The following is a 22,013-nucleotide window of genomic DNA, read 5'->3' on the forward strand; positions in this document are numbered from 1 at the left end:
TGTGAATTCCTCCATCAGTATATATTCATGTGCAAAAGATGACGAAGATGTACGTACATGTTGAATTAAATAAAAAAGCAAGCTGTATAATGAAGCCCACACGACACTATACATTCACTAGCCAAGAAACCAATTTAATTAGCAATGAAAGCGTTTTCTGTACAATTTGAGTCTATTACACACGTTCGGACATGTCAATTTGATTTTTATGTATTTTTATATTTCATCCGTACATATTCATAGAAAATTCAGGTGCTATTTTTGCTTATTCATAGTAAACAGGACATTTGTTTGTTAATATATATGTAAGATCATATCTTGTACGTATGAGTTGTTCGACGTACACGAGAGAAAGCAGGGACGCCAGATGGCACAACGCACAAAGTACAATATGGTTAAAGATCATATTCTTGAATGGATAAAAGATGGAACGGTAAGACCAGGTGAAAAAATTCCTTCTGAAAATGAATTGGTCCAATCATTTGGAGTGAGCCGTCATACGATTCGACAAGCTGTAGGAGAACTAGTGAACGAAGGTTATCTTTACCGTGAACAAGGCTCGGGCACGTATTGCTCCCCGGTCCTTCCGACCTCGGCTCCCCAGGCGATTGAACGTTTAGGCAACGGTAAAAACATCGGTGTCATCACGACCTACATGTCTGATTATATCTTCCCGTCTATCATCCGGGGGATTGAATCTCATTTGGCTTCAAAAGGATATACATTGACCTTATCTTGTACGGATAACAACGTCGAGAAAGAACGGCAATGCCTCGAGATGATGTTAGATCGTCAAATTGATGGGTTAATCGTCGAGCCGACGAAGAGCAGTAGCTATAATCCAAACATCAAATATTATTTAGAACTCGAACAACAGCATACGCCTTATTTGATGATTAACCAATACTATTCGCAGTTGACGCCCCCTTATTTGATCATGGATGACGAGAAGGGTGGGTTCTTGGCTGCCGAACATCTCATCAAACTTGGCCATGAGCGCATCATGGGACTTTTCAAAACAGATGACCTTCAAGGGGTCCATCGGATGCGCGGCTTTATACGCGCGTTCCGGGAATACAATCTCCCCCTAGAGCCAGAATTAATTATAACGTATACGACAGAAGAACTTGTGCCCTCTTTTTATGACGTGATTCATCAAGTGTTTGAGAACGCGGACGAACGGCCGAGTGCAATTGTCTGTTATAACGACCAACTCGCCCTTAACGTGTTGGACCAGTTGAGAAATCTACGCCTCTCTGTCCCGCAAGACGTCTCACTCGTCGGATATGACGACTCGGTGCTTGCCGTCGCGACAGAGGTTAAACTGACTTCGATCATCCACCCGAAGCAAGAATTGGGGCGTGCCGCAGCCGAGTGGATTATCGCGGCCGTCGAGAAAAAAGAGATGCCACCGTCACATACGTATGAACCCGAATTGATCGTCCGCAACTCGACTGCACCCTATAACCGTCTCGAATCTAAATTAGGCTGATTCTCTGCTAACTTCTTGGAGGTCCTCATGAATTTAAAACATGAACACAACAAGCTATTCCAAGCGCTCGAATTTGTCACCAGCCTGGTGCAACTGAACGTGGTCTTCTTACTGAGCATTCTGCCTGTCATCACGTTGTTCCCGGCCTTGTACGCTTTACATGCCGTCACAAGGCAATGGTCGATCAACCAAGATTACAGCGTGTTCCGCGCCTACTTCCGCTTCTTTAATGAAGGAGTGCGCCGTCATTATAAGCTCGGTATAGCCTGGACATTGTTTGTATTCGTCTTATTGATCGACTTTTTACTCATTCGGCAAATCCATACAGGGCAGACGATTCTCTTCGCAGGTCTGTTCGTGATTGGATTTGTCTTCATCTCCCTGTCGTTATTCCTATTTCCGATTTTGACGCACTACGATATGAAGACGATGGATGCCTTGAAGTTGGCGTTATTCAGCATCATACGATACGGCTATATTGTCGCGCTCGCGCTCTTGTTGTTCAAAGCACTCGGTATGCTCGCGTACCGGTCACCACTCTACTTGTTGTTCGGATTTTCGTTCATCGTTTTTCTAAAAACGAAACTATATCTCCACCAATTAAATCGTACTATAACGAATAATCATATCGATATCGACTCCACGTAATATTGATTTTTTCCATCTACTTTAACAAAGTAGATGGTTTTTTATTTGAGTCTAAGAAGAATAGTTTACTCATCTGTCAATTTCAATAAATATGACCAAATCACTTCTTTAGGTTGTTTAAGTTCTATTCAAAATGAATAATACAGTTCTTAGTTAGTGAGGAGGCAAAGCAATTGGGCTTTTCCGTTAATGACTTTATTGAGGATACTCCAGTTTTTGGCGACTTACATTATATTTTGCATTATGACAATGAATCAGAACGAAGAGACACTTTAGTCTTTTCGAAAACATAGTTCAGTCCTTCATTACTGAAAGAAGCTGATTTCATTAGACTACAACAAGCAACCCTTCGTATTCATAAGTAGGCTTTAGAAAAATGTGCTCCCTAATAAACTATGTATGTCTCTTCATTCCTTTATATGCTACTTATAGTTCCACACTTCAACATACTTGATCACCTCAAGTTGTTTCCTATCCAATTTTCCAACCGCTGTATAAGGCAACTCCTTCACAAACACGATTTCTCGTGGAAGCTGATAAGTTGTCAGTCGTTCGCGCAACCAGCTCACCAGTTCTTCTTCTGTCAATTTTTCATCATATAACTGTACGTATGCTTTCAAGATGTGACCGGCGTACACATCCTCTATCCCGACGACGGCGGCGTCCTCGACATTCGGATGGTCGCGCAAAACCGTCTCGACTTCCCCAGGATAAATATTGTTTCCTGCCGAGATGATCAAGTCGTCTGTTCGTCCACACAAAAAATAATAGCCGTTCTCATCCCGGTATCCGACATCACCCGTTTGAATCCAGCGGTTCTTCCTGCTTTGCATGGACCACTTATTTCGTATGCAAAATTCCCCGATGGCCCCTGGCTCGACTTCCGCTCCATCTTTCACTACCTTTAAGTCCCCTCCCGGAATCCTTCTCCCGAGCGTGTTCGCATCATAATGTAAATCTTCTGGTGTGGCGATCAGATTCAAGCCCGCTTCCGACGTCCCATAGAGATTGTATAAGACGCTCCCCAACTCGTTATGGACTTCACGAACTAAAACGGGATGAAGCTTCGCACCACCGGACGCGATACAAGCGAGAGAATGAAGTGATGTTGGATTGTGTCGTAACATTTTGTGGATCATGAGCGGGACGACCGTGACCACTTCTACCTTGTGTCGCCGAATGAGGTCACAGGCTCTCTGCACATCAAAGCTCTCTTGAATGACGACCTGTTTCCCTAGGGCTAGAAAAGATAAAAGGATGGCGATGCCGTAGCCATGGTAAATCGGGGTGGCAATATAGGCAGTGTTGAATGACGGCAACTGCAATCGGTTCATTAGAGCTGCGAATGGAGCCAGAAAGTGAAAGAGGGATGGTTTATGAGTCACTTGTTTCGGTTTTCCGGTAGTACCGCCGGTCAACAGCACGATCTTCCCGCTCGAGGCGGCCGGAAGCCTTCCTTTTTTATGTCGCTTCGAATCCGATAAACTATTGATTGATACCTTTTCCTCATGATAGCTGACAAGTGTCGAACGTTCGTAAGACGAGTTTTCAATTAAGTCTTTAAACTCATCATCGTAAATCAAAAAATCGAATGATTGTTCTTCTACGAGTCGGTTGAACTGCAGTTGACTCATCGATGAATGAAGCATGTAGATGTCTGCACCGAGTCGTGAAGCCGCAAACATCCCTTGTACGAAAGACGAGTGGTTGTGACAGAGAAACGCAACTTTTTGTCCCTTTTTAACCCCATACTGATTAGCGAAATGATAAGCGAGGTGTTCACAGCGTGACTTTAGCTCTAGATACGTCACTGTTTCTCGGCTATCCACTAAAGCCGTTTTTTGACTCCCTGCTCTTTCAGTCAATGTAAAAAGAAGCATCAAGTTGATTCCATTTTGACGGATTGCGACGAACAGACGGCCTAGATTCGATGGTGATAGAAACTGGAGCTGCGACAAGACTTTCAATAACTTAACCATTCTTATTGTCACGCTCCTTTCTCTTAAGGAATGCAGGGACCATCCAGTCTATCGGTCTTCTGAAAACAAGTGATGCTACTTGACCGAGGAACAACCACCACGGCTTATATACTGTTCCTTTCGTATACAAGGCATGTCCGATTAATTCTGCCACATGTACCGGTGACATGGCAGGTGAATGCTGATAAGCCAGCGTCGGTTTGATCATCGGAGTTTTTACTAGCGGTAGATATAGAGTCGTCGTGGATATATTTTTGATTGTGAGTTCCGGACCCGCGGAGCGAAACCACGTATCGAACGCGGCTTTTGATGCCTGATAGGCTGCCCAGTGAGGAAAAGGATGAAGTAACACATTGATGGTCGACACATTGACGATCTGCCCGTTCTTCTTTTCGAGCACCGGAATGAGCGACAAAATCAATTGTACGGGAGCAAAATAATTGATTGCCATCGTCCGAGTGAAGTCATGGTATCGATCGAGTGACTCAGTGATGGGACGATTGATGGAGATTCCAGCATTGCTGACGAGAACATCCAATCCGTCCGGTAGTTGATGGAGATACGCCAACAAACCATTCCGTTCCTCTTCAATTCGAAGATCTGCCAGGAACACGGTCACCGTGGCTGACCCCTTTTCGATTTCAGACTTCATGGCGTTCATGTCTGATTCTCTACGGGCAACGAGAATCAGATGCGCGGTTGTCTCCGCTAGTAAAAAAGCGAACGCCTGCCCGATTCCTGAGCTCGCTCCAGTAATCAATACCGTTTTCCGATCCAACGCTGACTTCATTTTCTGATGATCGAAGGAAGGAAATCGGAATAGGAGTCTCTCTAGTAACGTGTAGTCATACATATTGCCAGCACCTTTTTTGATTTTTACAATAGAACGATCACGAACTAAATAAATCTGTATGTTTAGAAGCAAAGTTACTGCTCTTGTATACATGTAATTCCAAATGATATATAACAATTTAACGAACAGAAAATGAAGTTCCCAAGATGAACGTCAGCCTTAATTACTTCAATGACTACAAAAAATCTAGCAAATCTAAATCTTCACTACATTTATAAAAGAAGTTTGGATCAATCATGGCTTTAATCATTTCAGATAGCTGATAGTACGAGGGATCATCAATCAAATTCATCAACTGGAATACATACCCTTTGTTAAATGCAACTCCATCATAACAATTATAGTCTTCGACCTCATTTGGAATAGAAACTGAATTCACGTACAACAATTCATCACTCCAATAATTAAGCCATTCCACTTCCTTAACTTTAGAAAAACCTGTTTCGTACATGAGATCCTCTCGTTCTTCAATCCTTCTAGATATTGATGCTTGGAATGGACCCCACTCTCGACAAATTCGATCAAATAACCGAATCCATTTGTCCTTTTCATTCAGAAAAGTTGTCTTGCTGATCACAAAAACGAAACCAACATTTCCTGGTAACCCATCTTTCAAATTATGAATGTTGAGATAACCTTTACTATTTTTTAATCGACAAATAAAGCTGTAAAAATCATCGTTGCCTTCTGTCCACATCTTCAGAAAGGTGTCATTCGAAAACTCAGTTCTAAGTGGTTCGTAAAATCCCATCTTTCCGATTTCAATCTGAAACGTTTCGAAGATATTTAGCATCTGTAATGCCCATTTTTCATTCTCTAAGTCGTGAAAAAAGTTAAAACTAAGCCTTACTTCTCTCATATATTTTCAACTCGCCCTATATTCATTTTTTAAATCCAAAAATGACAAACTACACTTCATCATTCAACAACAACATTATGAAAGATCTTGATTTTATACAACGAACAGCAGTATACACCTTCAACATGAAATGTATACTGCTGAATTAATATTTCATCATTCATTTCCTTATTTCTTACCATTCGCTTATCTAGTGAAATTATCGAGGATCGCCTGCCAGCCTAGTCGTTGCATTTCAACCGGATTCATCGATTCCGCATCAAACACCTCGACCACCTTCGTCTGATTACCTTCTGAAGAAAATGAAATTCTGACTCTCCGTTCATCCTCAAGGCGATACTGAATGAGCTCATTTACTTCAACTTCCTCATATACCCCTTCAAAATCAAAGGCCATGCTCTGATCTTTCGCTTCCATCCGACTACGAAACTTCCCATCGATCCGTAAATCATTTTCCGCTTCGGTCGTATGCCAATCGTCAGACGCATGATTCCATTGTTTGATGTGGTCAGGGTCTGTCCAGAGTTTCCAGACTGTGTCGATTGGTGCATCGACGAGAGCTGATATCGTCACTACATTTGATTCCATGATTCGTTTCCCCTTTATTCTACATTTTTAATCAATCACGAATACGCTGTATGCCCTATATGACGAACGCAACATGAGATTACTTCCCTATTGATTACGTCATCTCCTGCTCTCATTTCAACGATTGAAAGATACCCAAAACAAAAACCTTGAATGGCACTCAAAATCGAGTTCATTCAAGGTCTTTTCATTTCATCATTGAAACTTAACTCTTGGCAATCCCAAGCATAAATCCAGCGACGACAATCAACCCGATTCCCATGAAAACAAAGACGCGTTCTTTTGTCGTCTTCTCTTCTTTCAAGAGATAGATCCCACCAAGTGTCGCCACGACGACGTTCAATTGGGATAAGGCGAACGAAGTCGCAATCCCCACTTCTCCGCTTGAAACGAAAAGTCCGAAGTTCCCGATTCCCCAGGCGAGCCCGGCCAAGATATTTTTGAATGTACGTGGATCCAGTTTCTTGACGTCCTTTTCACGAAGACTGAACAGAAGTGCCGCGATGAACATCCCGACGGATTGTGGAAGAATCGCGGTGATCCCTTCTACTTCAAAATAGTTCGTCAAGACGGCATACGTGACGTAACCAATACTCGAAACGAATAGGACGAGTAATCCCTTTTTCAAAGCTCCGGCACTGTCCTGATCTTTCTTCTGTTGGTATGAAGTCATAGTCGCCCCGATGATAATCAAGACGAGCGCTGAAAACCCTAACCATAGCTCCGTCGATGTCTGCCAGTCCCCGAGTACGATGACCCCAAAGAGTGACGTCCCGACGAGTTGCATCCCCGTGCTGATTGGCATCGCTTTGGAGACGCTTAAGATTTGGAACGATTGGAACTGCAAATATTGACCGAGCGCCCAGAACGCCCCTGAGATAAATCCGGTCACGATGGCGAGTGTCGTGAACTCCGGTCGGAAGACGAGGGCAATCACTGTTGCCATGATCATCGCCCCGATGGTCGTTCCGATTAACTGCTGAATCGGTTTTCCTCCTACTTTCGACACGATGAGTGGAATACTTCCCCACATGAGTGCCGGTAAGAGTGCCAAAAGAATCATTTCCATGAAGCACACCTGCTTTCTTAATATAACGTCTAACATGAAATTCCCACGTCTCCAATTTTATAAACCTAAATTCAAAAAGGGAATTGCCATGTCGAATACTACGATGATATAATGATTTCGAACGGGGCATTAGCTCAGCTGGGAGAGCGCTACGCTGGCAGCGTAGAGGTCAGGGGTTCGAGCCCCCTATGCTCCATTAATTTGTCACATCTCGGATGAGGTGTGGCTTTTTTATTGGTATGGTGCGATTCAACCCCTTTCTGAACGGGTAATGATAGTTAGACTTTTTCATATAAGGGGGAATTTTGATGGAACGTACATCTGTAGAAGAAACATTGACGAGCGTGATCGAATGCATGCGAGCATGCAACCACTGCTTCTCAAAAAGTTTGCAAGAAGAGGATTTACACATGTTCACCGAATGCATCCGCCTGACTCGAGAATGCTCTGAAATCTGTACATTGGCTTTAAATGCCTTAGAAACAGATTCAGCCTTCTCAAAACCAATCGTCGCACTATGCGCCCAAGTCTGTGATACGTGTGCGGTTGAGTGCGGACGCCATCAGCACGACCATTGTCAAGCCTGTGCCAAAGCATGTGAGCGTTGTGCGGAAGCTTGCCGAACACTTGTTGCCGCTTAAGCACGACATTCGTCTAACTTTCTGTTAGACTTTTTTTATTGCTTATGAAAGAAGGTAAACTATGAACCATACCATTCTCGCACTTGACGTGGAGACCGCTAACCGTGATAGTCGCAGCATCTGTTCTGTCGGATGGAGCATCCTTCAAAATGGAGATGTGGTCGAAACCGACCAGCGACTCGTCAATCCGGAGGAAGACTTTGATATGGGTAACATCCGCGTCCATGGCATCCGTCCGAGTGACGTGTGGGATGCACCGGCATTACCGGAAGTACTTTCCTCTCTTTACCCGATTTTACGGGAAGTGGACCTCGTCATCGCACATAACGCTTCATTTGACATGGGTGCCTTGAGAAAGGCGATTGTGAAATATGATCTATTCGATTTCCCGACAATCGAGTACGGTTGCACCGTCAAACTGTCACGTAAACTGTATCCAGGACTCCCGAACCATAAGTTGAACACGATGGCAGAACACTTGAACGTGCCGTTTATTCATCATGATGCTGCGGAAGATGCTCGCGTATGCGCGCTACTTATGCGAGACATGATGCAAAAAACCGGCATCACAAGCCCAAAAGAATTACATCGCTATACGTTCGTGAAAACAGGAACGCTCGCATATTAAACCGGTCATGAAATCATGACCGGTTATTTTTTGAAAATCCATCTCTTCTGGACATAATAACTGACGAAAAAGAGAAAACTATCGACGACTACTTTTAGGATGACCTCGCCTTGTCTGAGCAAGAGAAACAAGAGATAAACAAGGAGTGCTGAAACGGCCATTTGAAGCACGACGAGACTAAAATATTTCGGAAGAGACCGCCGCGCCTTCGAATCGAAGACTACTTTTCGATTAACGAGATAATTGAAGAGAGAGGAAATGATTCGAGCGATGACCGTCGCGATGACGACGTGAGCCGTATCGAAGTATGGGGATAATAAATAAATAAAGAGCGCATACATCCCTACGTCGACAAGGAACGAGGCGACAGAGGATAACGAATACATCAAAAACATCCGATAAATTAAAATCGAGTCGAGAATCGGTCTAAAATGGGATGAATCATTTTCATTCTCATATACGGTCTGGATGGTCGTTTGTTGAATCGGTACCTGCAATCGTTTCGTGAACGTGAGCATATTCATCTCGAACTCATATCTATTTCCAGGAATGTCAATCAGTTGTCGCGCATATCGCATCGGGATGGCTCGAAGTCCCGTCTGCGTGTCTTTTAACTTCAGCCCGCTCCCAATCAACATCACGAGCCGTGTCGCCTGATTGCCGAATCGGCTCCGGAACGGAATCGCATCTCCGCTAAAATCTCGACATCCCATGATGAGATGATGTGGTTTATTCAACCCTTCCTCATAGACGCTGACGACATCTTGCGGCAAGTGCTGCCCGTCGGCATCGACCGTGATGACCCCCGTTTTATCCGGATATGTGTCCACCACATACCGTAACCCCGTCTTGATTGCTGCTCCCTTCCCTTGATTCTGTTCGTGCGTTAACACTTGGTCGACAAATGATGCAATCTTATCAAATGTGCCTACCGACGATTCGTTACTACCGTCATTGACCACAATGATGTTCGCAAACCCACTCGCCCTCAACTTCTCCACGAGTGTGACGAGTGCCTCATCAGGGTTATAGGCCGGAATCAAAATCGAATACGCTTGGCGTGTTTCCACTTCATGCATCTGCATCGCCACCCCTCCTTCAATTCCTCTATACCCGAAGCAATGAATTCTCATTCCCAATAAAAAAACATCAGCCCTAAGGCTGATGCATGTACTCACCCGATAAAGATCAAGTAAGACGAAACGAAATAGACAACGACAACGAGTAACGAAGGAATCACATAACGTACCTTCGACGTGACATTTTGTCTTAGCACACTATACATGACGAGGATCGATAGGATGGTGATTCCGACCGCAGATACGAGGTGTGACGTCGAGACATCTGCGAGAATCGATCCATTCCGATAGAAGACATCTGACATGGCGATAATCAACATGTTGAAGATATTCGAGCCGAGAATCGAACCGAATGCCAAGTTGACATTACGTAGTTTGAGCGCCATGAACACAGCGACCGCTTCCGGGAGTGACGTCGATGCCGCAATCAAGAAGCTACCGACAAAACTAGAACCGAGTCCTGTGACAACGGCAATTTGATCACCTGTGATGGAAAGGGCTGTTCCTGCCGCCATGATTACGATTGCAGCAATGATGAATCCAAAGACCGCACGTTTCAGCGTGATCTCTTCATATTTACCGACGACCACTTCTTCTTCGACTTCATGCTCCGCGATCGGCTCTGTCGGTTGTTTCCCGATATAGTAGATTCCGATACCGTATAGAATCGCAATCAAGAGCGCGTCGACTCCGATTCCGATAAACGTCATATCAACGCGAACGATCAAAGCAATCAACGTCGTGACGGTCAAGAGTAACCCAAGTCCGGCCGTGTACAGGTGGTCCCGACTCGCATAGTTGAACAATTGCTTCTGTCGGAAGTATAGGTCGAACATCGCTAAGATAAAGATATTGAATAGGTTACTCCCAAGCATGTTCCCGATGGCAATGTCGGGGTTGTCAATCATGACAGCCGATATACTCGTTGTCACTTCCGGGAGCGACGTCGCTCCTGCCAATAAAACTGTACCGACGAGCATCCCGCCCATTTTCGACTTTTCAGTCATGACGTCGGCGTACGTTGACAATTTGATGGCGGCGTAGACGGTGATGGCCGCGGCCAGTAAGAAATAAACAAATACCATTTTTTCCTCCTCCTTGGGTAAACAAAAAAGACCTTTTTATGGACGACAAAAACGCCCATAAAAAGGTCTTGCGGACTTGTAAAAGCTCGATGGACCGAGTGCGTATGCACTGTAATGACGACCCATCGACCACAACTGTGGTCGCTACTCCCCTTTTTATCTTCCTTTTGACTATAGCATGAAGAGAACTAGTTGACAATCGAGCGGCGCATGAGCGCGAGAAGCTCCTGTGGGTCGAGAGCCGTCCGATATGCGAGTTCTTGCATCCCCGCGAGCTTCTCGGGTAACAATGGCGTGATCCAACCCGCTTCGTGAAGTCGTTTTCGGAAGCACACAATCTCTTCGTCATCAATCGTCTCTCGCGCAACAATCTCTCTTAATTCATATGCCGTTTGACATAGTGGTGCCGATTCTTGCAACCATTCGTCCTCGATGAAATAAGTCAACATGGATTCGAGGAGTCTTGCCACTTTTCGATCTTTCGCATTCTTCTCACCGTAAAACAATAGATGGAGTTCTTGTTCATACAAGCCAATCAGGTCTGTCGAGCTCCGAAATGGTTCAAATGCTGACAGCAACTCATGGTAATACCACGATTGGTCCCGCATCGGCCGTTTAAAACGTTGCCACACCTTCATCCCTTCCATCTCAAGATCATAACGGATGGAGCGGAGATTATGTAGCTTGTCCGCCACGAGAAGTGCGACTTCATCAAATTGAAGTGACTGCACCTGTTGAAGTGTCATCCGTTTTCGCTGTTCCCACGACTCTTCACGATTTTTCTCCGAGACCGCGAGAACGAGCCTGTGAACGTCAGAACCGAATTTTGATAAGATTTCTTGTGGGTCTGTCTTCGTGTCCTCAACCAAATCATGAAGCAATCCTGCCGCCACCACTGCCGGTGCTTGATGATCGGACTCAAGAAGCATGGCGACCGAGAATGGATGTGACAAATATGGAATGGTTGAACCTTTTCGATACTGTCCTCCGTGACGAATAGACGAAAAACGCAGTGCTTCTTCAACGAGTGGATTCATGTCACAATCCTCCTTCTTCCGGATGAAAACTCTTCTATCCCTTACCCGGAATTAGGTATAAATAACCTAAATTCTGACCAGTTTTAGGTATATTGTCGCATCATTCTTCATAAATCATTTTTTTCGTCATTCCCCCATCGATGACAAGATTATGACCGTTCACAAAACTGTTTTGACGGTCAATCAAGTACTGCACAGCGCGGACGATATCTTCCGGTTCACCGACCCGTCCTGATGGGTGCTGCTCATGATCAATCTCGCGTAATGCCTCATCGGACGTATGAATCCATCCTGGACTGATTGCATTCACTGTCACGGGGCGATCGCCTAATGAGATGGCGAGTGAATGGGTCAATCCAACGATGCCTCCTTTAGATGCACCATATGCGTCCCAATGCGGCTCATTCTGGAAGGCACGTGTCGAGGCCATGTTGACGATTCTTCCGTACGACTCACCTTGATTCAGTTCTAAAAAGTATTTCGCACAACTAAATGTCCCGACTAAATTGACATCGATGACTCGCTTGAACGTGTCAATCTCAAGCTCATCAATCGGCTTGACTAGCGAGGCGATCCCTCCGTTATTGATCAACACATGGGCTCGACCAAATTCGTTGTGAATATCGTCAAACACACGCTTAAGTTCAGACGTGTCTCCAAGGTCTACTTGATAAAAGCGTAACCCTTCGATATCCGGATCATCTCCAATGTCTAGCCCGATCACTTCATACTGATTTACGAAAGCTTGTGCAATCGCATAACCAATTCCTTGACTAGCTCCTGTTACAATCATCACCTCTGTCATCATTCATCCCTCCTAAAAGACTGTATACCCAAATCTCGATTAGTCGGACCATAGTTTTCGATTCGAAGTCGTGATCACACTCGCTCCCGCATCAAGTGCCGCCTGGACTTCCTCCTTTGTTTCAATCAGCCCACCTGCGAAAACGGGTATCCCCGTCTTCTCCTTCACACGTTGAATATACTTCGGCACAATGCCTGGCAGTACTTCAATATAGTCTGGTTTTGAACGTTCAATGTGTTTGATACTTTTCTCTAATGAGGTGGAATCAATCAAAAATAAACGCTGCACAGTGACCACATCATTTTGCTTTGCCTTGACGATGACGTTTCCTTTTGTCGAGATGATGCCGAACGGTTTTAACGTCTGACAGACATACTCCGTCGCATACTCGTCGGCCTTCATACCTTGTATCAAATCCATATGGATGAACACTTTTTTATCATGCTTCTTCAATAATTTGGAGATGGAGTCTAATCGGCTCATATGAATCTCTAGTAACACCCCTAATTCGAAATCACTCGATAAAAACCGCTCTAAATCCCGCATGTCCCGTATCGCCGGTAAGATGGATTGACCATTGATCATCAACTATTCCCCCTGTCTCTTTCTCATTATGCAGATAGCGTATTTTTAAAATCAAGGTTTACTCATTCAATATATCGGGAAAATAAAATCAACTTGTGCAGAGGGGGATTTGAGTATGGTCAATGAAGTGACTGTAAAAGTCGAAACACCGACTCCAGAACAACACCAAGCGTTACGCGTGAAGGCGGGGATGCCACGACGTTCTGATCGAGGCACGGTGAAAGGACTTCAAAATACGCTTTTTGGGATTTGTTTATACTTAGATGATGAGATTGTCGGAATGGGACGTGTCGTCGGTGACGGCGGAATGGTATTCCATTTAGTAGATATCGTCGTAGACCCGGAGTGCCAGGGTCTTGGACTCGGAAAATTAATCATGGAGCATTTGATGGACTGGATCTTACAAGAAGCGGATGAAACGGCCATCATTAGTTTAATCGCAGACATTCCAGCCGATGGGTTGTATCGACAGTTCGGTTTTGATTACTCACGACCTGAATCCGTCGGAATGGAGTATCAATGGAATCAAAGAGAAAGCTAATTGGCGTCATGAGAGGAGATGACGTATGGATGGATTAAATATCATCGTGTTGCTCGGATTGGCGCTCACCCTCATCTCTGTCCTCAGTCTCCTGATTGAAAGATTATTTTTCCCGAGTATTTTAGCGTTTATCGCAATCGGGGTCGGGGTCGGTTTTTTCTGGGATGGGAATGAAGTCTTTAAAGTCGCGGGAGAGATTGGAATCATTCTTTTGTTTTTCCTACTCGGTCTAAAGTTTCCACTACGTGAACTTTGGAAGCGCATGCGAAAAGTATGGAAGGCGGGAATACTCGATATCATTCTGTCATTCGGGGTATCGTTCGGGATTGCATTAGCATTTGGTCTCGACTTCCCTCGCGCCTTTTTAATCGGGGCCGTCTTATATGCGACGAGCTCCTCCATCTCTGCGAAGCTGCTTGAGCGGCATTCCGAAAAACATGAAGATATTAAAGAGTTTGTGCTCGCATTACTGATCTTTGAGGATATTTTTGCCCCACTCCTCTTGACGGTCGCCCCTTTCATCATCCAAGAAGAACCGGTTGCGATGTCCGATATCGGAAAAGTGTTCGCAGGATTTCTTATATTTGGCGTACTCTTGTTCATCGGTTCGAGCTTCGTATCCAAGCAACAAAAATTTTCGAAGCACTTACTGCGACAAGATGACGCGAGCATCGGTCTGATTGGACTCATTCTCTTTTTCGCAGGAATCGGCATGGTGTTTGGATTATCTGAGATTTTAGGGGCATTCATCGCCGGGATCATGCTCGCAGATTTCCACGATGTGAGACCGCTGAAGCGTTTGACCGTACCCGTCCGAGATTTATTCTTGCCGATCTTTTTCATCTCGTTCGGTATCTCGATCAACCTCGAGAAAGGCGTCATCGTAAATGCACTCTTCTTCGTCTTGATTGTGTGGGGAGTATTATCCAAATGGATTGTCGGACGCGTCGGGGGCAGAATCTATGGCTTGACGCGTGTTCAGGCGAATGAAGCCGGGTTCTCACTCGCGCCACGAGGGGAGTTCTCTATTTTATTCACCGCCCTTTCGAACGGGGCCATCAACTTGTTTGTCGGTCTCTATATTTTCGTGTCAGCCATTGTCGGAATCATTCTGTTCCGTTTCTCAGAGTACTTGGCAGAAAAAACGGAGAAAACCCTCACGAAAGTCTTACCTGACAAGAAAAAAGAAGAATGAATTGGCGGACCCATACGCTGGGTCCGCCTGTTTTGTGCGTTAGTCTTTCGCTAGTTTGTTGTGCCGTTTTTTACGCCATACAATATAGATGATGACGCCGATGAACAGTAGCCCATAGATTGCATAAGAATAGGCATCGAGGTATGAGAGGATATCTTGCCAGTTCTCTCCGACTTTCATCCCGATGAGGATGAGAATGGTATTCCATAAGGCTGTTCCAGCCGTACTGAGCAGTAGAAATTTCACGAATGGCATGTTTGACATCCCTGCAGGAATCGAGATCAGGCTTCGAACGACCGGCATCAAACGTCCAAAGAAGACCATCCAGCCCCCGTACCGGTCGAACCAGGCATCCGCTTTCTTTACGTCATTCAGGTCCAGTCGTAACCACTTCCCATATTTTTTCGTCCATTTTTCGATCTGCTCGACATCAAACAATAGTCCGAGGCCGTATAATAGCACCGCTCCTAATATAGCTCCGACTGTCGATGCCACGATGACGAGCGTGATGGACAAGTTCGTCTTTACAGCAAAAAAACCACCAAAGAGTAAGACGACTTCAGAAGGGATCGGTGGAAACACATTTTCAATAAAAATCATGAATGCAATCCCTATGTAGCCGTACTGTTCAATCACAGAAATCATCCAGTCACTCATGTCTCTTCCTCCATTCTCCCCCACTATACCCGTCCATTTCGCTATATAATCGTAAGGACATGCTACACTCAAAGAAAGGAGCTGATTGAAATGGAAGAAACAGTACGGTGTCCTTGGTGCGGGACGGATCCACTTTACGTCCGTTACCATGACGAGGAATGGGGAAAGCCCGTTCACGATGACCAGAAGCACTTTGAATGTCTGACACTCGAGAGTGCGCAAGCAGGACTCAGTTGGATCACCATCTTGAGAAAACGTGAAAATTATCGGTTGGCTTATGCCGACTTTGAGGTGCATCGAGTTGCCAGCTTTACGGATGAGGATGTGGAGAGACTCCTCGCCGATAGCGGGATCGTGCGAAATCGACGAAAAATCGAGGCGTCGATCAATAATGCGAAGCAGTTCATCAAACTACAGGATGAGTTTGGCTCATTTGATTCGTACATCTGGTCATTCGTCAACGATGCACCAATCCTGAATGCATGGAATCGTCTTGAAGATGTTCCTGCGACGACGGAACTTTCTGAACGATTGAGTAAAGATCTGAAACGACGCGGCTTTAAGTTTTTAGGACCGACAACGGTTTATGCTCATCTACAAGCGACGGGTCTTGTCAATGACCACCTCACCTCTTGCACGTTCCGATAACTTAAGACCAGCTCTCAAAAATATCTTTACATTTCCCCACTTGTTGTGACAATATTTTGACAAAGTGATACTTTATCACCGAAAGCGTTTTCATTTTTTTATTTTTCGGGGGGATGTTGATGAACGGAATTTTAGTGTCCATTGTCGTGTACATGGCACTGATGGTCTTGCTTGGGATCATCGCGTATCGGAGAACAAGCAGTATCGGAGATTATATGTTAGGTGGTCGGGCACTTGGTCCCGGGGTCGCCGCTTTATCTGCCGGTGCATCAGACATGAGTGGATGGCTCTTAATGGGATTGCCTGGTGCCATGTATGCGTCAGGGATTTCAAGCGGTTGGATTGTCATCGGGTTGACAATCGGCGCCTATTTGAACTGGTTATTGGTCGCACCGAGATTACGCATTTATTCATACATATCGGATGATGCGATCACAATTCCAGACTTCTTTGAGAAACGCTTTAAAGACACAAAAGGCGTGTTGCGTTCATTTTCAGCTGCTGTCACGTTAATCTTTTTCACACTGTATGCGACAAGTGGATTCGTTGCCGGCGGTCGCCTATTCAATGCCGTCTTCGACATTGAATTTGTAACGGGAGTGATCATTCTCGCTTCTATCATTATTCTGTACACATTCATCGGTGGATTTCTAGCAGTCAGCTGGACAGATTTTGTTCAAGGATTGATCATGCTGTTCGCCCTTATTTTTGTACCTGCCATCGCCATTATGGCAACTGATGGGGTGTCAAACGCTTTAGACACGGTACGAAATATTGATGAAGCATTACTTGACCCCTGGACAGGACAATCACTCATCGGAATCATTTCGCTATTTGCGTGGGGACTTGGCTATTTCGGTCAGCCACACATCATCGTCCGTTTTATGGCAATCGAAAAGCTCGAGGACATTAAGACGGCACGTCGAATCGGGATCTCATGGATGGTCTTCACCGTTGTCGGGGCGATGGCGACCGGGTTGTTCGGTCTCGCCTATTACACACAACAAGACCTCACAATCGATAATCCGGAGAACGTCTTTATCAACCTATCTGACTTATTATTCCCGGATTTGGTGACTGGTGTATTGTTGGCTGCTCTTCTTGCCGCCATCATGTCGACCATCTCCTCTCAATTGCTCGTCTCGTCGAGTGCCGCGACGACAGACTTTTATCAGAAGTTCTTCCGTAAGGAGGCGGGTGACCGTGAACTCGTCATGGTTGGTCGGATTACGGTCATTCTCGTATCCGTCATTTCAATCATTCTTGCACTCGATGCAGACGACACCATCTTAAACCTTGTCGGTTATGCTTGGGCAGGGTTTGGTTCATCATTTGGTCCGCTCATCTTGTTCAGTCTGTTTTGGAAACGAACGACGCGTCAAGGCGCGCTTGCTGGAATGTTGACTGGAGCCTTTGTCGTCATTCTATGGAAGAACTATGCCGCTTATCTTTTCGGAACGTTTGGGACATTGTATGAAATGATTCCAGCATTCTTCCTGTCGGCACTTGCCATCTATATCGTGAGTTTGGTGACACCGCCACCAAATGAGGTCATTCAACGTGAGTTTGACCAAATGCAAGACATGGTCAAAGAACATATCAAATAATTCTCATGACAGGTCAAAAACGACCTGTCTTTATTTATTTAGGCAGGATTTTTCTTAATTATCGACGAATTTTAGGGTTATCGTACGAATCTGTCGTGAAAAGGAGAATCGGGATGAAACCAATCAAGATCGTCTCTCGTCTTACCTTCCTGTCTAGCTTTGTTTTATTAATTGCTTGTGGTACGACTCCGGCAACGAATCAAGAAATACCAGAAGAAGTCGAAGAACCGATTGTCGAGGTACCTGAAGAAATGCCGCCTGCCGAACCGGAACCGATTGTCACGACGGCCTCCCTCTATGCAATCGGCGACATCCTTCTACATGATTCGGTATACAACGCAGCTCGTACTGATGAAGGGTATGAATTTGATACTGCATTCGAACAGATCTCTCCAATATTGAGTCGCGCCGATTTATCAATCGCCAACCAAGAGAGCATGATTGGCGGGAGTGAGATCGGGCTTTCGAGCTACCCGGCATTTAACAGTCCTTTTGAAATTGGAGATGCCTTACAACGGGCAGGAATCGATTTGGTCACGACAGCGAATAATCATACGCTCGACCGTGGCGTCCGAGCCATTGAAAGTTCGATCGACCATTGGAACGCAATCGGAATGCCTTATACAGGCTCCTTCCTATCTGCTGAGGACAAGGCGAATATTCGTACGTTGACGGCCAACGATATTTCTTTTTCCTTCCTCGCATACACGTATGGGACGAATGGAGTCGTACCGAAAGAACCCTATCATGTGAACTATATCGACCTCGCACAGATGCAACCAGAGATTGAGAAGGCGGAACAGTCGACTGACATGACGGTCGTCTCCCTCCATTTCGGTACGGAATACGAGCCGTTACCGAATGAGAGTCAAACTGAGCTCGCCCAATCGTTAGCAGACCTCGGAGTCGACATCATCATCGGTCACCACCCTCACGTGCTGCAACCCCCGACCATGCTAGAAGGAGTTCATGGCAATCAAACATTTGTCATCTACTCGCTCGGTAATTTCCTTTCCGGACAACAAGGAGATGAACGAAACACGGGCGGCATCATCGGGATTGATGTGGTCAAGACAACCGAAGATGACCAATCGACTATTGAATTGAAAAATCCGATGTTCTATCCAACCTTTACGCAAAAATCATCTGACGGACATTATGAGGTCGTCCCGTTAAAGGCTGCTCGTCCTGAACTTCTTATCCCTGTTAGCGACCATATGTCGCAATGGTTACCCCAACTCAAAATCGAACAATGACGACCACGAAATCACTCGTGGTCTTTTTATTTTCAAAAAAGTGTTGCCACACGACATCTTATCCCTTACACTGAATTGTATATTTATAAACAAATATTAATAATTATTCATAAGGGGTGTTCATATTTTGAAACAGAAACTCGTATTGGCTTACTCAGGTGGTCTTGACACATCGGTTGCGATTAAATGGTTGGACGAACAAGGTTATGATGTCATCGCCGTCTGTTTGAACGTCGGGGAAGGGAAAGACTTAGAAAAGATTCAACAAAAAGCGATGAAAGTTGGAGCGAAAAAATCAATCGTCATCGATGCGGTCGACGAGTTCGTCAACGAGTTCGCTCGCTATTCGATGCAGGCCCATACATTATATGAAGGCGTATATCCACTCGTTTCGGCACTATCACGCCCCCTCATCTCGAAAAAATTGGTCGAGGTCGCACAGGCCGAAGGTGCCGTCGCTGTGGCTCATGGATGTACCGGGAAAGGAAATGACCAAGTGCGTTTTGAAGTGTCCATTCATGCACTCGATCCTTCACTCGAAATCGTCGCACCGGTTCGGGAATGGAAATGGTCACGTGAGGAAGAAATCGCGTATGCGGCAAAACATCAAATTCCGATTCCAATCGTTCAAGAAGAGCCATTCTCAATCGATCAGAACATCTGGGGACGCGCCATCGAATGCGGCATCTTAGAAGATCCTTGGGCAGCACCTCCGGCAAGCGCATATGAGTTAACAGCAGCACTTGAGGACACACCGCATGAACCGACTTATCTTGAGATTGAATTCAAGAACGGAGTGCCGGTCGCTATTGACGGGAAGAGCCAATCGTTCACCGATATCTTAAAAGAGCTCAATATCGTCGCGGGTGCCCACGGCGTCGGGAAGATTGACCACATCGAGAACCGGGTCGTCGGTATCAAATCACGTGAGGTGTATGAGGCACCTGGCGCCATGACATTAATCACTGCACATAAAGCTCTTGAAGCCTTGACACTCGTTCGTGAAGTGGCGCATTTCAAACCGATTGTCGAACAAAAATTGACGGAAACGATCTACAACGGACTTTGGTATTCACCGCTCACAAAAGCACTTCTTGCCTTTATCGATGAGACACAAGCGACCGTCACAGGAACGGTTCGCATGAAACTGTTTAAAGGACAAGCCATCGTCGACGGACGGAAGTCGCCAATCTCGCTTTATGATGAGGAACTTGCGACCTATACGTCAGCAGATACGTTCGATCAGCAAGCAGCTGTCGGATTCATCAAGTTGTGGGGTTTGCCAACAAAAGTTCAATCAGAGGTGTTGATGGAAAAGGGAGCGTTCGTCAATGAGTAAATTATGGGGAGGCCGTTTCGAGAAGACGGCGAGCGATTGGGTCGATGCATTCGGTGCATCGATTGAATTTGACGCTCAACTCGTCCTTGAGGATTTAGAGGGTAGCATGGCACACGTGACGATGTTAGGTGACCAAGGCATCCTCTTAAAAGAAGAAGTCACTCAAATCCTTGATGGATTACAACAACTTAAGCAAAAAGCACTCGCGGATGAATTAAAATTCGAGGTGTATCACGAAGATATTCATATGAACTTAGAAGCTCTGCTTCATGAAGCGATTGGACCGGTCGCAGGGAAGATGCATACGGCACGTAGTCGAAACGATCAAGTCGCGACGGACATGCATCTTTACTTGAAAGAACGTGTGAAAGAAGTGATTCAATTGATTGAATCGCTTCAACATGAATTGCATGCACATGCTTCAGAAAACGTAGAGACGATTATGCCTGGCTACACGCACCTCCAGCGTGCACAACCGATTTCACTGGCCCATCATTTGCTCGCCTATTTCTGGATGCTGGAGCGGGACAAGGAGCGGTTTACGGACAGCTTGAAACGGATTGATTGGTCCCCTCTTGGCGCAGGAGCCTTAGCAGGGACAACGTTTCCGATCGACCGTTCCCGTTCAGCTGAATTACTTGGATTCAATCGGGTTTACCCGAACAGCCTCGATGCCGTTAGCGATCGTGACTTCATACTCGAGTTTCTTTCAAATGCATCAATGCTTATGATGCACCTCTCCCGCTTCTGTGAAGAATTGATTCTTTGGGCAAGCGAAGAGTATCGCTTCATTACAGTGTCCGATACGTTCTCTACCGGTTCGAGCATGATGCCACAAAAGAAAAACCCTGACATGGCCGAACTCGTCCGTGGAAAGTCGGGTCGAGTGATTGGAAACTTGATGGGCTTGTTGACGCTCATGAAAGGACTTCCGCTCGCTTACAACAAAGATTTACAGGAAGATAAAGAAGGAATGTTTGACACGGTCAAGACCGTTCAAGGCTCACTCAGTATCATGGCGGGGATGATGAATGAATTGACGTTCCATCCTGACGTCATGAAACAAGCGACCGAGCGTGATTTTTCTAACGCTACAGAACTCGCTGATTATTTGACGGCAAAAGGAGTACCGTTCCGTGAAGCTCACGAAGTGACGGGTAAACTCGTCAAATATTGCGTGGATGAGCGATTGTATTTACGCGAGCTTCCAATCACGGTGTTCCAAACGTACTCTGAATTGATTCAAGAGGATGTGTATCATGCCTTGACCCCTGAACAGGCAGTCGCACGTCGAAACAGTTACGGTGGCACTGGATTCGATGCCGTCCGTGAACAATTGAATGAAGCTTCGGCATGTATTAGCACGATGACCTATTCATAACAAATACGCGCCCTCGTCAATAAACGAGGACGCGTATTTTT

General features: G+C 45.4%; 22 protein-coding genes and 1 tRNA gene. 12 read left to right on the plus strand and 11 right to left on the minus strand.

Features of this window, described 5'->3' with window-relative positions; translation table 11 throughout:
* The first annotated feature begins 367 nt into the window (after positions 1–367).
* Positions 368–1,492: a GntR family transcriptional regulator gene (locus tag KNO73_RS04660; protein WP_031423568.1), complete on the plus strand. Its 1,125-nt coding sequence runs from the start codon at positions 368–370 to the stop codon at positions 1,490–1,492.
* A gap of 27 nt (positions 1,493–1,519) precedes the next feature.
* Positions 1,520–2,140 carry a YesL family protein gene (locus tag KNO73_RS04665; RefSeq protein ID WP_215112149.1) on the plus strand — a complete coding sequence of 207 codons (621 nt, stop codon included), beginning with the start codon at positions 1,520–1,522 and terminating at the stop codon, positions 2,138–2,140.
* A gap of 422 nt (positions 2,141–2,562) precedes the next feature.
* Here the strand turns inward: KNO73_RS04665 and KNO73_RS04670 are convergent, their stop codons facing one another.
* The 5 genes from KNO73_RS04670 to KNO73_RS04690 form a co-directional block, all read right to left on the minus strand.
* Complete coding sequence (locus tag KNO73_RS04670; RefSeq protein WP_214684146.1) at positions 2,563–4,119, minus strand: AMP-binding protein; 1,557 nt, start codon at positions 4,117–4,119, stop codon at positions 2,563–2,565.
* On the minus strand, positions 4,112–4,897 hold the full coding sequence (locus tag KNO73_RS04675; protein ID WP_251024849.1) for an SDR family NAD(P)-dependent oxidoreductase: 786 nt from the start codon (positions 4,895–4,897) through the stop codon (positions 4,112–4,114). Before KNO73_RS04675 ends, KNO73_RS04670 begins: the two co-directional genes overlap by 8 nt.
* A gap of 250 nt (positions 4,898–5,147) precedes the next feature.
* Positions 5,148–5,723: a hypothetical protein gene (locus KNO73_RS04680; RefSeq protein ID WP_215112151.1), complete on the minus strand. Its 576-nt coding sequence runs from the start codon at positions 5,721–5,723 to the stop codon at positions 5,148–5,150.
* A gap of 294 nt (positions 5,724–6,017) precedes the next feature.
* Positions 6,018–6,419 (minus strand): SRPBCC family protein, encoded by a 402-nt coding sequence (locus KNO73_RS04685; protein ID WP_215112152.1) that lies wholly within the window; start codon positions 6,417–6,419, stop codon positions 6,018–6,020.
* 205 nt (positions 6,420–6,624) lie between these two features.
* Positions 6,625–7,488, minus strand: coding sequence for a GRP family sugar transporter (locus KNO73_RS04690; protein WP_214816652.1), 864 nt, complete (start codon positions 7,486–7,488; stop codon positions 6,625–6,627).
* 123 nt (positions 7,489–7,611) lie between these two features.
* On the opposite strand from KNO73_RS04690, the gene KNO73_RS04695 reads away from it, so the two are divergent.
* The 3 genes from KNO73_RS04695 (at position 7,612) to KNO73_RS04705 (ending at position 8,757) form a co-directional block, all read left to right on the plus strand.
* Positions 7,612–7,684 (plus strand) — tRNA-Ala (locus tag KNO73_RS04695).
* 112 nt (positions 7,685–7,796) lie between these two features.
* Positions 7,797–8,129: a four-helix bundle copper-binding protein gene (locus KNO73_RS04700; RefSeq protein WP_215112153.1), complete on the plus strand. Its 333-nt coding sequence runs from the start codon at positions 7,797–7,799 to the stop codon at positions 8,127–8,129.
* A gap of 61 nt (positions 8,130–8,190) precedes the next feature.
* Positions 8,191–8,757, plus strand: coding sequence for a 3'-5' exonuclease (locus KNO73_RS04705; protein ID WP_215112154.1), 567 nt, complete (start codon positions 8,191–8,193; stop codon positions 8,755–8,757).
* 23 nt (positions 8,758–8,780) lie between these two features.
* Here the strand turns inward: KNO73_RS04705 and KNO73_RS04710 are convergent, their stop codons facing one another.
* The 5 genes from KNO73_RS04710 to KNO73_RS04730 all read right to left on the minus strand — a co-directional run bounded on the left by KNO73_RS04710 (position 8,781) and on the right by KNO73_RS04730 (position 13,348).
* Positions 8,781–9,842, minus strand: coding sequence for a bifunctional glycosyltransferase family 2/GtrA family protein (locus tag KNO73_RS04710; RefSeq protein ID WP_215112155.1), 1,062 nt, complete (start codon positions 9,840–9,842; stop codon positions 8,781–8,783).
* Between the two features lie 89 nt (positions 9,843–9,931).
* Positions 9,932–10,921 (minus strand): sodium:calcium antiporter, encoded by a 990-nt coding sequence (locus KNO73_RS04715; protein WP_214684138.1) that lies wholly within the window; start codon positions 10,919–10,921, stop codon positions 9,932–9,934.
* Positions 10,922–11,109: 188 nt separating this feature from the next.
* Positions 11,110–11,958 (minus strand): HD domain-containing protein, encoded by an 849-nt coding sequence (locus KNO73_RS04720; RefSeq protein ID WP_214684136.1) that lies wholly within the window; start codon positions 11,956–11,958, stop codon positions 11,110–11,112.
* Between the two features lie 100 nt (positions 11,959–12,058).
* A complete protein-coding gene (locus tag KNO73_RS04725) occupies positions 12,059–12,766 on the minus strand; it encodes an SDR family NAD(P)-dependent oxidoreductase (protein ID WP_214684135.1) in 708 nt (235 codons plus the stop codon).
* Between the two features lie 36 nt (positions 12,767–12,802).
* Complete coding sequence (locus KNO73_RS04730) at positions 12,803–13,348, minus strand: glycerol-3-phosphate responsive antiterminator (RefSeq protein ID WP_215112156.1); 546 nt, start codon at positions 13,346–13,348, stop codon at positions 12,803–12,805.
* A 115-nt stretch (positions 13,349–13,463) separates the two neighbouring features.
* Between KNO73_RS04730 and KNO73_RS04735 the strand changes: the two genes are divergently transcribed.
* A complete protein-coding gene (locus KNO73_RS04735; RefSeq protein WP_047795266.1) occupies positions 13,464–13,889 on the plus strand; it encodes a GNAT family N-acetyltransferase in 426 nt (141 codons plus the stop codon).
* 25 nt (positions 13,890–13,914) lie between these two features.
* Positions 13,915–15,084, plus strand: coding sequence for a cation:proton antiporter (locus tag KNO73_RS04740; RefSeq protein WP_214684133.1), 1,170 nt, complete (start codon positions 13,915–13,917; stop codon positions 15,082–15,084).
* A 39-nt stretch (positions 15,085–15,123) separates the two neighbouring features.
* Here KNO73_RS04740 and KNO73_RS04745 read toward each other — a convergent pair whose 3' ends face one another.
* Entirely contained in the window at positions 15,124–15,741 is a 618-nt protein-coding gene (locus tag KNO73_RS04745) for a DedA family protein (protein WP_031423550.1), read from the minus strand.
* A 90-nt stretch (positions 15,742–15,831) separates the two neighbouring features.
* Between KNO73_RS04745 and KNO73_RS04750 the strand changes: the two genes are divergently transcribed.
* From KNO73_RS04750 to argH, 5 genes are all read left to right on the plus strand, one after another.
* Positions 15,832–16,389: a DNA-3-methyladenine glycosylase I gene (locus KNO73_RS04750; RefSeq protein ID WP_214684131.1), complete on the plus strand. Its 558-nt coding sequence runs from the start codon at positions 15,832–15,834 to the stop codon at positions 16,387–16,389.
* A 119-nt stretch (positions 16,390–16,508) separates the two neighbouring features.
* Positions 16,509–17,996 (plus strand): sodium/proline symporter PutP, encoded by a 1,488-nt coding sequence (gene putP, locus KNO73_RS04755; RefSeq protein WP_214686873.1) that lies wholly within the window; start codon positions 16,509–16,511, stop codon positions 17,994–17,996.
* Between the two features lie 113 nt (positions 17,997–18,109).
* A complete protein-coding gene (locus KNO73_RS04760; protein WP_214684129.1) occupies positions 18,110–19,252 on the plus strand; it encodes a CapA family protein in 1,143 nt (380 codons plus the stop codon).
* Between the two features lie 124 nt (positions 19,253–19,376).
* Entirely contained in the window at positions 19,377–20,591 is a 1,215-nt protein-coding gene (locus tag KNO73_RS04765) for an argininosuccinate synthase (RefSeq protein WP_147538911.1), read from the plus strand.
* Positions 20,584–21,972 carry an argininosuccinate lyase gene (argH, locus tag KNO73_RS04770; protein ID WP_214730621.1) on the plus strand — a complete coding sequence of 463 codons (1,389 nt, stop codon included), beginning with the start codon at positions 20,584–20,586 and terminating at the stop codon, positions 21,970–21,972. Before KNO73_RS04765 ends, argH begins: the two co-directional genes overlap by 8 nt.
* Positions 21,973–22,013 lie beyond the last annotated feature (41 nt).

Origin of the sequence: Exiguobacterium sp. s83, assembly GCF_018617095.1 — a bacterium.
In the GTDB taxonomy this organism is placed as follows: Bacteria; Bacillota; Bacilli; order Exiguobacteriales; family Exiguobacteriaceae; genus Exiguobacterium; species Exiguobacterium profundum.

Excerpts from the sequence above, each read along its gene's own strand:
- KNO73_RS04760 (WP_214684129.1), top strand. The coding sequence starts at position 18,110 with ATGAAACCAATCAAGATCGTCTCTCGTCTTACCTTCCTGTCTAGCTTT.
- KNO73_RS04680 (WP_215112151.1), bottom strand. The coding sequence starts at position 5,723 with ATGGGATTTTACGAACCACTTAGAACTGAGTTTTCGAATGACACCTTT.
- KNO73_RS04715 (WP_214684138.1), bottom strand. The coding sequence starts at position 10,921 with ATGGTATTTGTTTATTTCTTACTGGCCGCGGCCATCACCGTCTACGCC.
- KNO73_RS04705 (WP_215112154.1), top strand. The coding sequence starts at position 8,191 with ATGAACCATACCATTCTCGCACTTGACGTGGAGACCGCTAACCGTGAT.
- KNO73_RS04740 (WP_214684133.1), top strand. The coding sequence starts at position 13,915 with ATGGATGGATTAAATATCATCGTGTTGCTCGGATTGGCGCTCACCCTC.
- KNO73_RS04685 (WP_215112152.1), bottom strand. The coding sequence starts at position 6,419 with ATGGAATCAAATGTAGTGACGATATCAGCTCTCGTCGATGCACCAATC.
- KNO73_RS04710 (WP_215112155.1), bottom strand. The coding sequence starts at position 9,842 with ATGCAGATGCATGAAGTGGAAACACGCCAAGCGTATTCGATTTTGATT.
- KNO73_RS04730 (WP_215112156.1), bottom strand. The coding sequence starts at position 13,348 with ATGATCAATGGTCAATCCATCTTACCGGCGATACGGGACATGCGGGAT.
- KNO73_RS04725 (WP_214684135.1), bottom strand. The coding sequence starts at position 12,766 with ATGATGACAGAGGTGATGATTGTAACAGGAGCTAGTCAAGGAATTGGT.
- KNO73_RS04670 (WP_214684146.1), bottom strand. The coding sequence starts at position 4,119 with ATGGTTAAGTTATTGAAAGTCTTGTCGCAGCTCCAGTTTCTATCACCA.
- KNO73_RS04700 (WP_215112153.1), top strand. The coding sequence starts at position 7,797 with ATGGAACGTACATCTGTAGAAGAAACATTGACGAGCGTGATCGAATGC.
- argH (WP_214730621.1), top strand. The coding sequence starts at position 20,584 with ATGAGTAAATTATGGGGAGGCCGTTTCGAGAAGACGGCGAGCGATTGG.
- KNO73_RS04745 (WP_031423550.1), bottom strand. The coding sequence starts at position 15,741 with ATGAGTGACTGGATGATTTCTGTGATTGAACAGTACGGCTACATAGGG.
- KNO73_RS04735 (WP_047795266.1), top strand. The coding sequence starts at position 13,464 with ATGGTCAATGAAGTGACTGTAAAAGTCGAAACACCGACTCCAGAACAA.
- KNO73_RS04750 (WP_214684131.1), top strand. The coding sequence starts at position 15,832 with ATGGAAGAAACAGTACGGTGTCCTTGGTGCGGGACGGATCCACTTTAC.
- KNO73_RS04690 (WP_214816652.1), bottom strand. The coding sequence starts at position 7,488 with ATGGAAATGATTCTTTTGGCACTCTTACCGGCACTCATGTGGGGAAGT.
- KNO73_RS04720 (WP_214684136.1), bottom strand. The coding sequence starts at position 11,958 with ATGAATCCACTCGTTGAAGAAGCACTGCGTTTTTCGTCTATTCGTCAC.
- putP (WP_214686873.1), top strand. The coding sequence starts at position 16,509 with ATGAACGGAATTTTAGTGTCCATTGTCGTGTACATGGCACTGATGGTC.
- KNO73_RS04660 (WP_031423568.1), top strand. The coding sequence starts at position 368 with ATGGCACAACGCACAAAGTACAATATGGTTAAAGATCATATTCTTGAA.
- KNO73_RS04665 (WP_215112149.1), top strand. The coding sequence starts at position 1,520 with ATGAATTTAAAACATGAACACAACAAGCTATTCCAAGCGCTCGAATTT.